This window comes from Marisediminitalea sp., assembly GCF_984433645.1.
This window is the reverse complement of the sequence record NZ_CFIDRX010000150.1, coordinates 1-10,499: the sequence shown is the minus strand read 5'-3', so window position 1 is coordinate 10,499 and position 10,499 is coordinate 1. Positions and strand designations below refer to the sequence as shown.

11 protein-coding genes and 1 pseudogene are annotated in these 10,499 nt (G+C 49.8%); 7 read left to right on the top strand and 5 right to left on the bottom strand.

Annotated features, from left to right (window positions below; all coding sequences use genetic code 11):
• Positions 1 to 18 precede the first annotated feature (18 nt).
• The 5 genes from moeA to AC4MRN_RS16075 all read left to right on the top strand — a co-directional run bounded on the left by moeA (position 19) and on the right by AC4MRN_RS16075 (position 4,326).
• On the top strand, positions 19 to 1,260 hold the full coding sequence (gene moeA / locus AC4MRN_RS16095; protein WP_491203849.1) for a molybdopterin molybdotransferase MoeA: 1,242 nt from the start codon (positions 19 to 21) through the stop codon (positions 1,258 to 1,260).
• Positions 1,261 to 1,262: 2 nt separating this feature from the next.
• Entirely contained in the window at positions 1,263 to 2,615 is a 1,353-nt protein-coding gene (locus tag AC4MRN_RS16090; RefSeq protein ID WP_491203850.1) for an MATE family efflux transporter, read from the top strand.
• Between the two features lie 12 nt (positions 2,616 to 2,627).
• A complete protein-coding gene (locus AC4MRN_RS16085; RefSeq protein WP_073324644.1) occupies positions 2,628 to 2,981 on the top strand; it encodes a Fis family transcriptional regulator in 354 nt (117 codons plus the stop codon).
• 120 nt (positions 2,982 to 3,101) lie between these two features.
• Entirely contained in the window at positions 3,102 to 3,704 is a 603-nt protein-coding gene (locus AC4MRN_RS16080) for a methyltransferase family protein (protein WP_491203848.1), read from the top strand.
• 1 nt (position 3,705) lies between these two features.
• Entirely contained in the window at positions 3,706 to 4,326 is a 621-nt protein-coding gene (locus tag AC4MRN_RS16075) for a MarC family protein (RefSeq protein ID WP_155014956.1), read from the top strand.
• Here the strand turns inward: AC4MRN_RS16075 and AC4MRN_RS16070 are convergent.
• The 5 genes from AC4MRN_RS16070 to AC4MRN_RS16050 form a co-directional block, all read right to left on the bottom strand.
• A complete protein-coding gene (locus AC4MRN_RS16070; protein ID WP_491203847.1) occupies positions 4,320 to 5,081 on the bottom strand; it encodes a rhomboid family intramembrane serine protease in 762 nt (253 codons plus the stop codon). The two genes, AC4MRN_RS16075 and AC4MRN_RS16070, sit on opposite strands and share 7 nt — an antisense overlap.
• A 31-nt stretch (positions 5,082 to 5,112) precedes the next feature.
• The gene (locus AC4MRN_RS16065) at positions 5,113 to 5,715 is read right to left on the bottom strand and encodes a nucleotidyltransferase family protein (RefSeq protein WP_491203846.1); all 603 of its coding nucleotides are present in this window, start codon (positions 5,713 to 5,715) and stop codon (positions 5,113 to 5,115) included.
• A complete protein-coding gene (locus AC4MRN_RS16060; RefSeq protein WP_491203845.1) occupies positions 5,702 to 6,844 on the bottom strand; it encodes an RDD family protein in 1,143 nt (380 codons plus the stop codon). The genes AC4MRN_RS16065 and AC4MRN_RS16060 overlap by 14 nt, the downstream gene beginning before the upstream one ends.
• A 145-nt stretch (positions 6,845 to 6,989) precedes the next feature.
• Positions 6,990 to 8,168 (bottom strand): vWA domain-containing protein, encoded by a 1,179-nt coding sequence (locus AC4MRN_RS16055; RefSeq protein ID WP_491203844.1) that lies wholly within the window; start codon positions 8,166 to 8,168, stop codon positions 6,990 to 6,992.
• Positions 8,168 to 9,004, bottom strand: a complete 837-nt coding sequence (locus AC4MRN_RS16050; protein WP_155014961.1) for an AAA family ATPase — start codon at positions 9,002 to 9,004, stop codon at positions 8,168 to 8,170. The genes AC4MRN_RS16055 and AC4MRN_RS16050 overlap by 1 nt, the downstream gene beginning before the upstream one ends.
• A gap of 192 nt (positions 9,005 to 9,196) precedes the next feature.
• On the opposite strand from AC4MRN_RS16050, the gene cysK reads away from it, so the two are divergent.
• A complete protein-coding gene (gene cysK / locus AC4MRN_RS16045; RefSeq protein ID WP_073324651.1) occupies positions 9,197 to 10,162 on the top strand; it encodes a cysteine synthase A in 966 nt (321 codons plus the stop codon).
• 126 nt (positions 10,163 to 10,288) lie between these two features.
• Positions 10,289 to 10,499: pseudogene (locus tag AC4MRN_RS16040) on the top strand (hypothetical protein); the annotation flags it as partial.

The following is a 10,499-nucleotide window of genomic DNA, read 5'->3' as shown; positions in this document are numbered from 1 at the left end:
GAATTGTAAGACATTCTCATGGCTGCGAATCCCTGGTTACCTCTACAAGATGCACTTAATCTACTGCGTTCTTCTGCTCCATTACCGGCAGAATCGGTTAGCGTGCCCCTGCTGGAAGCACTGAATCGGGTAGCCAGCCAGGACGTCTTTGCCCCGGTTAACGTTCCCCCTTGTGATAACTCCGCCATGGACGGTTATGTGATGCATGCGGATGACGCACAGATGGGCAAGCAACTCCCTGTTGTGGCACGTATTTTCGCCGGTGACTCCAAAGACTACGCGATAGCACGGGGTGAATGTGCCCGCATCATGACCGGCGCTCCAATTCCAGCCATGTGCAATGCGGTGTTTATGCAGGAAGACGTCACTGCTCAGGATGATCAAATCACCCTAAACGAAACCGTCGGCGCTGGGGCCAACATCCGTCCGGTCGGTGCCGATATCGTCTCTGGTGACTGCATCATTAAGGCCGGTACGCGATTAACGCCGGCTCACCTCACTTTACTCAGCTCGTTAGGCCTCGCAAAAGTGTCAGTGTACCCCTCTATCACGGTTGGTTTACTGGCCACGGGAGACGAGCTGAAAGCTGCGGGCGAACCGTTGGCTAAAGGGCAAATTTACGAGTCTAATCGCATTGGCGTTGCAGCGTTATTACACCAATGTCAGGTAACCTTGATCGATTACGGCATAGTCCCGGATCATCCGCAAACTATTCGGGAAACCCTGGAAACGGCAGCACAGCAATGTGATCTGGTCATTTCCAGCGGTGGTGTTTCAGTGGGAGACGCGGACTTTATCAAGGATATTTTGGCAGAGCTTGGGGATGTGGCCTTTTGGAAAGTAGCCATTAAGCCGGGTAAGCCGTTTGCCTTCGGACATATCAACAATGCCTTGTTTTGCGGACTCCCCGGAAATCCGGTATCGGCTTATGTGACCACAGAACAACTGGTTGTCCCGCTGATTCGACAGCTACAGGGTGAACAAGTCTGTGCCCATTCACATCGTCAACACATCCCCGCGGTGTTATCGACGTCCATAAAACGCCGTCCCGGTCGACTCGATTTCCAGCGAGCAACATTTCACTTAGATGCAGACAATAAGGTCGTGGTTACCCCGCACGCTAAACAAAGCTCGGGCGTGATGACTGGCATCGTTCAGGCCAACTGTTACATGCTGATACCAGCAGACGTGAGTGAATTACAGGCGGGTGACAGCATTATGATCCAACCATTTAGCATTTGGGAAAACACATCGGCATGAGTATGATTTCCCGGCGCACTGCGTTAGAAAGTCAGCGCCTGATTAAACTTGCATGGCCCCTGCTGATTGCGCAAATTACCCAAATGCTGATGGGTGTAAGTGACACTATCATCGCGGGTCGATACAGCGCCGTCGACATGGCAGCCGTGGCTCTTGGATTCAGTATTACCATTCCTGTTATGAGCTTCATACAGGGTATTGCTCTGGCGATTCCGCCTCTGGTATCACGACTCCATGGCGCAAAAGCGCTCCATCAGGTCGCAAACACCACGCAACAAGCCGGTTATCTGTTAATTCTCATCAGCGTATTGCCTTTTACCGCTGCCTTTTTTGCATCTGACATTGTGTCGGTATTTCCTATGGATGCAAACCTGGCAGCCATCACAGCGGATTACGTACGCTATGTGTACTGGTCTTTCCCGGCATTTGCGCTGTACCAGTGGTCTCGCAACTACTGTGAAGCGCTCGGGCATACCAAACCCAGTATGATCATTACCGTCATTGGCCTGGTCGTGAATATTGCTGGTAACTTTTTGTTTGTTTATGGCGGCTGGGGCATTCCGGCATTCGGCGGTGCGGGCTGTGGAATAGCGACAGCGTTGGTTTTTGTTGCCATGAGCATTGCCACCCTGATTTACATTCGCGTTGCGCCGAGACTGCAATCCTTCAAGCTGTTTACACAATGGTATGCTCCCAATTTTGCGGAAATCAAATCTACCTTGATATTCGGCTTGCCGATAGCCATGACCATTCTGTTTGAAGTTACCCTGTTTGCGGTTATTGCCTTATTACTCGCGCCGTTTGGCGCCAATGTGGTCGCCGCCCATCAGATTGCGCTTAATTTTTCCGCCCTGATGTTCATGTTCCCATTGAGCATGGGCATGGCAACCTCCATTCGCGTTGGTTATCGCATAGGCCAGAATCGCCCTCAACAGGCGCGCACCGCGGTGAAAAGCGCGTTGTGTATAGGTACTTTTGTTGCCTGCCTGACTGCGTGTTTCACGGTTCTGGCAAAGGGCTTCATTATCGGCTTATATACCAGCAACGAAGAAGTGTTTGCTATTTCCTTCAAACTCTTGCTGTTCGCGGCCATCTTTCAGTTCTCAGATGCCGTGCAGGTTATTTCTGCCAACGCATTGCGCGGTTATAAAGACACCACAGCCATGTTCTACATTACCTTTTGCGCCTACTGGCTCATTGGTTTGCCCGTCGGTGTTATTCTGGGGCGTACAGACTGGGTAACCGCAGCACCGCTTGCCGCAACCGGGTTCTGGCTGGGCATTATTGCCGGCCTCACCAGCGCCGCTATTATGCTGGGGGCCCGTCTGTACTATATTCAACGCAGAATATCCTGAGCGGGTGCTTCGATGAAAAAAACCGTTAAGAAACTCGACAATAATGTTGTAAAAGCGCTGACCCTGGCTTGCGAAACAGCGAAAGACTGGGATATTGGATTTGAGTGGCTTACCCACTCTGCCCGATACGACCACTTTCCGGGAAGTTTAATGGTGACCTGTGTCTTTAATATCGATGCAGAGGTCTCTCAAGCAGAGCAACAAGGTGACGATAAGCGTATGCGCCAGTTGATACAACAGCAATTGCTTAAGGCGGGCATCAGGCTAAAAGACAGCCGACATCATGTGAGGTTTGACAGTGAAGAAAGCTGCCTGCGTGAAGATAACGGAAACTGGCAGCAACGACTAACACGTCTGGTTGGCTAAACACCAACTCTTGCTGGTTACATGCAGTCAGCGCAATGCATAACGGCCTCGGCGTATTTTACTTGCAAAGTAATGATAACGTACCCATAGTACCGAATTAGCAATGTCACGGAGTCATCCATGGAAGATTTTTACGCGTTGCGCGTGTTTTTAGCAGCGTTTTTCACCTTTGTCGCGGTATTTTACACCAGCCTGGTTCTTGTAAAAAACCGCAAGCAAGCCCCTGTTGTGTGCATGGGCGAACGCTTTAGCCAGCACTGGTGGAATCATGTCACGTTCCGGGTCTTTCGGGTCAGCATATGGGCTGTATGCGTGATAAGGCTGTTCGAACCGGCTACCGACCAGTATCTGATGCGGTTTACCGGCTTAGACATCCCTCAGCTCATGTGGGCTGGCGCTGCGTTTATGGTGTTGGGGTTTGGTCTGGCCATTGCCGCTAACTTTTCACTCGGTAAACAATGGCGCAGCGGTGTTGACAGTACCGCAACCCAACAATTGGTAAGTCATGGCCTGTATAACATAAGCCGTAATCCAGCCTATGTGGGCGTAGCTATTGCGCAGGCTGGCTTCTTCATGGCCCTTCCCTCTTTATTTACCCTGGTGTGCTTAGTCGTTGGTTGGCATGCACTATACAAACAGGTCAAAATTGAAGAGGTAGAACTTTCCTCGCAGTTTTCGAATCACTATCTGCAATACCAACAAAGTGTGCCACGCTGGCTCTGATATGATTGATTATATTCCTGTCCTTATCTATTTTTTCGCCGTTATTGATCCTGTAGGTACCCTACCGGTTTTTATGGCATCCACTGCCCATCATACGGCTAAGCAGCGCAGAAACATTGCGCTGATTGCATTTGCGGCCTCCAGTTTTGTTTTACTGTTTTTTATAGTGGCCGGTGAACTGATTCTGACCGCTATGCATATTCCGCTACCCGCGTTTCAAATTGCAGGCGGTATTGTCTTGTTCTTGTTTGCGCTTTCGATGATTTTTGGTGAGGGTAAGCCGGAGCAGGAACTAAAAATGGCCGATAACGCTCGCGAGACGGCGATATTCCCTATTGCAGTACCTTCCATTGCGAGCCCAGGTGCCATGCTGGCTGCCGTGCTCTTAACCAAGAACAATGTGTACACCATTTGGGAGCAGGCCCAGACCGCAGCAATGATGATGATCGTACTGGTGATCACTCTGATTCTTATGTTGGGCAGCAGTGTGATTATTCGCGTAATTGGCCCAATGGGCGCCAATATCATTAGTCGGGTCATGGGATTTATTCTGGCATCGCTGGCCACGACCAATATTCTGGCTGGCATCACGGATTACTTTGGTATTGCGCTCCCTCAGTGATAGTGCTTGTCGTGACGGTGTGAATACGGATGATCCGAATGCCCTTGAGGTGTATGCCCTTGAAGTGAATGCCCATTACGATTAACACGCACTTCAGTGGAATCAGGGTGCGGCGTTTGTTGCCATAGGTCGCCAATAACCGGGTCTTCTTCGTCAGTGTGTTCTTCCCAATGATAGCGTTTCACTGCGGGTTTCGGGTCGCGCTTCCAATACAACACCGCGGCAATCACCCCTCCCAGTGCGCCAAAGAAATGCGCCTCGTAGGAAATCCCCGGGTCTCGTGGGAAAATACTCATGACCATACCGCCGTACATGAAAAAAGCGATCATCATCAACGCTACAGAGCGCTTGTCTTTCCGCAACAAGCTCACTGTAAACAAAAAGAAAAACAGGCCGTGACTCACTCCGCTGGCACCAAGGTGAACGGATTCTCTGCCAAATAGCCAGATACCCAGCCCCGACGTCAGCCAAGCCCACAGCAGCACCTTTCCTCGCGAGGACGGGTAACCGTAACGCACCATACTGCCCAACACAATTAACGGCAACGTATTGTTGAACAGGTGTTCATATGAACCGTGTACTAACGGCGAGGTAACAATGCCATACAGCCGGGCGATTTCATGGGGGACGACACCCAACAGCGACAAATCCCATTTAAACAGGACCCCGGCAGACTGAATCACCCATAATACGGCTACCGCCATGACAACTGGCAAGATAGAGGGAGTAAGTTGATAAGCGTTATATCGTTTCATTCCCTAGATATAGGGACGTACGACAAAAAGATCAATCCAGCCAGTCGGACGGTGTATCGATATCCCAGCCCGCTTCTTTAAGTGGCACCCGAGTTACCAGTTGATTATTAGTCTGAAACTGATGACGAATTATCTTACCGGCTCCCTGATCGCCAGCCAGGTTATCCAGCAAATAGCGATGTGCCGGGGCAAATATAGCCGGCGCCCCCAGCAAGCCATCATACTGACTGGCAGTAATACAGGTTGGCTTGTAGGCACTACAGAGTGTGGAAATACTATTTGCGGTAATGCCCGCTTGGTCGCCCAGGCCAAGAATTAACGCTTTGTTTTCATCAACGGACTGATTTGCCAATATCACGCTACTTGCCAGGCCGGTTTCCCATTTCGGATTGAAGAGTATATGAATATCACTGGGCAAATTCGCCCGTATCACCTCGTGCCAGTGCCCGGTAATTATTGACAGCGCAGTCAGCCCGGCACGCTGGTATTGTCGATACACATGCCATAGCAACGGCAACTGGGAATCGGGGTGAGTGGACAACAGTTTATTGCCACCATAGCGACTAGCCTGACCGCCAGCGAGGATCACTGCATGGAAACCAGTAAGTTCGGGGTTAGCGCTATGCTTGCTCAAGTGGCTCTGCTTCTTCAAGTAACTGGGGAAGAGGAATAGCGCCAACAGGACGATACAACACCAGTGTTTCGGCGATTTTATCCTGAATAGTTTGCCGGTTCGGGTCCCAAAACACCTGAATAAAGCCCAATAGACCGGTGGCAATACCTGCGCCATAGCCACCGTAGCGGCCAAAACTTTCCCACAGGTTAAGTGGACTACCGTCGAGCTTGATCACTTTAATACGCAGCAGCTTTTTGCCAATGGTGTGCCCCCGCCACCAGGCGGTTAATACACTGTAATACAAGGCTGCCCAACCAAACCCTAAACCCAGATCGCGAATGATTCCCTCTACCCATCCAATGATACTTTGTGAGCGCTGGGTATTGTTGTCGTTCCCCAGTCCTAATTTCACAGTTGGCTCTTGTGATGCGTCCTCGTCGGCGGAAACCGAGTCCTCTGATGGCGCATTCGCCGTTTCGCTGTCAGATTGATTGTATGCATTAAACGCTGAGGTATATAACTCAGTCAGCTCCGCCTGGGTTTTCGGGTCAATGTCTTTGTCGGCAAAAAAGGCCTCAAGCTTACGGTCAAATTCCGCATTCGAAATGCCTGTCTCGGCAATGGCTTCGCCAAAGTCCGAGGCTATCTCTTTGTAGCAGTCTACATTGTCTTCACACGCTCGCCAGGCAAGGTGCTGAGCAAGGCCAATACCGGCTTCCGCCCATTGCTTGGAATTCTCAGGAGAACCGTATTCGGGTACGGGTGTGCTGTTATAGGCATCAACAATCCCATAAGTCACCAGGAACAACAGGCATGCCGCCGAAAGCCGCAACATTTTTCTTGCTGTTGTTCGCTTGGTTCCTTTGGCCAGATGACTGCCCGCCTTAAAAAACGTAACCGCAACAAAACACGCCAACACGAAAGCATGAGCTGAACTCAACATGGCGATAATGGCAATATCAATGATTTGCGCAAGCAAGCGGCGCATGGGTGATGCCAACGGTTGACCGAGCAAGGCGTCGGCGACGCCAAAAGCATAAGGCGTGACGATTTCCCGGGTTTCCTTATTGGATAACGCCTTGTCGTCGGTGTTAGCTGGCTCAGGTGCCGAATTAGGTGCTGGTAGAGGCGCAGATGAATCAGTCATACGTAGCCATCCCTGTCGTATTGATATAATTGATTATTGTACTTTGTTCTAGCGGTTCGCTGTGCTCGGAAGACACATACGGCGGGGCTGGCCCGCCTTATGTGTTATTTATACGCCTTTTTGACAACCAACAACAGCGGCGGCGTTATTTTTTCTGTAACGATTTAATGCCCCGACTCAAGCCATCCAGTGTCAGCGGGAACATCCGGCTCTCCATTAACTCATTAATCAGGCTTACCGACTGATAATAGGGCCAGTAATTTTCAGGCTGCGGATTTAACCAGATACAATGCTGAAAGTGCTGGGTCAGGCGTTGCATCCAGGTTGCGCCTGGTTCTTCATTCCAGTGCTCGACACTGCCCCCTGAATAGGCAATCTCATAGGGCCCCATAGTGGCATCACCCACAAAAATCACTTTGTAGTCGCGGCCATAGCGGTGAATGATATCCCACACGTCGATACGTTCGTTGTCTCGCCTGGCGTTGTCTTTCCACACCGACTCATACACACAGTTGTGAAAATAGTAGTAATCCAAGTGCTTAAATTCGGTGTGCACTGCCGAAAATAATTCCTGAACCCCTTTTACGTAAGCATCCATGGAACCGCCGACGTCGAAGAACATAAGCACCTTTACCGCGTTGTGGCGTTCAGGCTGCATATGGATATCCAGCATACCTCCCTGTCTGGCCGTGCTGGAAATAGTCTGCTGCATGTCTAATTCTTCACTGGCACCGGTCCGGGCGAACTGGCGTAACTTACGCAAGGCCATCTTAAGGTTACGCGTACCCACTTCAGCGTTGCTGTCAAAGTTCTTAAATTCCCTTTTATCCCAGACCTTTACGGCAGAAAACTTACGATTTCCATCCTGACCGATACGCACGCCTTCGGGATTATCGCCATAAGCGCCAAAGGGGCTGGTACCGCCGGTCCCTACCCATTTATTACCGCCGGCGTGACGCTTTTGCTGTTCTTCCAAACGCTCACGCAGGGTCTTCATCAGTTCTTCAAGGCCACCCTCCCGGCGCAATTTTTCACGCTCTTCTGGTGTCAGGTGTTTTTCGAATTCCTTGCGCAGCCACTCCTCAGGAATGCTGTCACCAAACAAATCGATGGCCTCTACCCCTTCAAAATAAGCAGCAAATGCCCGGTCGAATTTGTCGAACTGGGATTCATCTTTCACCATCACAATGCGGGCTAAATAATAGAACTGTTGCAGGTCAGCATAGACCACCTGCTTTTCCAGTGCTTTTAATAAATCCAGCAGCTCGCGCAACGACGTACTGACCCCGTATTTGCGCAGTGTGAAAAAGAAGTCAACCAACATTAGCGTCGTGCCATAAAGACCAGTTTTTCAAACAGGTGAATATCCTGTTCGTTCTTCAATAACGCGCCGTAGAGCGGCGGAATACTGGCTTTGCTGTCGCTGTTTTGCAGTGCCTCGGGGGGAATATCTTCCGCCACTAGTAATTTCAGCCAGTCAATCAGCTCTGACGTAGAAGGCTTTTTCTTCAGCCCCGGTACCTCTCGAATATTGAAAAATGACGTCAGCGCTTCTTCTAGCAGTCGCTGTTTTATATTCGGGCAATGGACCTGCACAATCTGGCGCATTTCATCGGGTGTCGGGAACTTAATGTAGTGGAAGAAACAACGGCGGAGAAACGCATCCGGCAGCTCTTTTTCGTTGTTTGAGGTGATGATCACTACCGGGCGCTGCGCCGCTTTTACGTATTGCTGAGTCTCATAAACAAAGAATTCCATCTTATCCAGCTCCAGCAACAGGTCATTTGGAAACTCGATGTCAGCCTTGTCGATTTCGTCAATTAACAGTACCGGGCGTTTATCTGCCTCAAACGCCTGCCAGAGTTTGCCTTTTACAATGTAGTTGCTGATGTCGTGCACCCTATCATCGCCCAGTTGAGAATCACGCAGGCGCGACACAGCATCATATTCATACAGGCCCTGCTGTGCCTTCGTTGTGGATTTGATGTGCCACTGGATTAAATCCGTGCCCAGGCTGGCGGCTAATTCTTCTGCCAAACGGGTTTTCCCGGTACCCGGTTCGCCTTTAATTAATAACGGTCGCTCCAGCGTAATCGCGGCGTTAACCGCAAGCTGCAGGTCGTCACTGGCGATATAATTTTCAGTACCTTTAAAAGCCATGTTTATCCTCGAATCTGTAAACCATTAAAATAACCATAACATATAGCGAAAATCACTTTGCTTTTTTCAGCTTAATAACAATGATATAGGGGTAACCAAAAGAGCTCTTTTGTGCACCAACGACACAAGCTTTGTTCGCAAAGCACTATGTTCTAATATTGTAGAGCTCAGGACAAACAAAAAGGAACAAGCATGCAAGTTTTTGAAGATAATTCACTTTCTATCGGTAATACGCCACTGGTTAAATTAAATCGCGTCACATCGGGAAATGTTTACGCGAAGATCGAATCTCGCAACCCGAGTTTCAGCGTAAAATGCCGTATTGGTGCAAACATGATCTGGGACGCGGAAAAGCGAGGCGTCCTGACTGCCGGTAAAGAGATTGTAGAGCCTACCAGCGGAAACACAGGTATCGCTCTGGCGTTTGTTGCTGCTGCACGTGGTTACAAAATCACCCTGACAATGCCTTCAAGCATGAGCCTTGAGCGCCGTAAATTACTTAAAGCGCTGGGTGCAAACCTGGTATTAACAGAAGCACCTAAAGGCATGAAAGGTGCTGTGGCAGCCGCTCAGGAAATCGTTGACGCGAACCCTGACAAGTTTGTTTTGTTACAACAATTCGAAAACCCGGCTAACCCTGAAATCCACGAGAAAACTACCGGTCCTGAGATTTGGGAAGCGACTGAAGGTAAAGTAGACGCGTTCGTAGCCGGTGTGGGTACGGGTGGTACTATTACGGGTGTTAGCCGTTACATCAAGAATACCCAGGGCAAAGCAATCACGTCTGTTGCTGTTGAGCCTACTGACTCTCCTGTTATTACTCAGGCAAAAGCCGGTGAAGAATTAACACCTGGGCCACACAAGATTCAAGGAATCGGCGCAGGCTTCATTCCGGGCAACCTGGACCTGGATCTGGTTGACGAAGTTGAGCAGGTAACTAACGAAGAGTGTATGGAAATGGCGCACCGCCTGATGGTGGAAGAAGGCATCCTGGCCGGTATCTCTTCAGGTGCGGCTGTTGTTGCTGCCAAGCGTTTTGCTGAGCGTCCAGAGAACAAAGACAAGGTCGTTGTAGTATTACTGGCCAGTGGTACTGAACGTTACCTGTCCAGCCCACTGTTTGCTGGCGCCTTCGGTGAACAGGAAGAAGTACAGTAAACCCATTGCATCACACATGCTAATTTACAACGGGGCCATTTGGCCCCGTTGTTCATTCTGGCCCAAAGTTGCCTTTCAAATCTAATCCCTGCTACTCTAATAACAACAATTACAGGTTGATATTCAATGAAAAAATTACTTCATTTGCTGTGTTTAGCCGGCTTGCTAACGTTATTGATTGGCTGTGAAAAAGAAGAACGTATCGGGCGTTACGGAATGCTCGATGAAAATACACCCGAATACACGGCCGTTATGTTTATTCGCGGTGTTTACAGCGATGATTCGATTGACCGTGCGGTGAGCATCAGTACTGATCGCCTGGCCCGTGTTCTCAAGC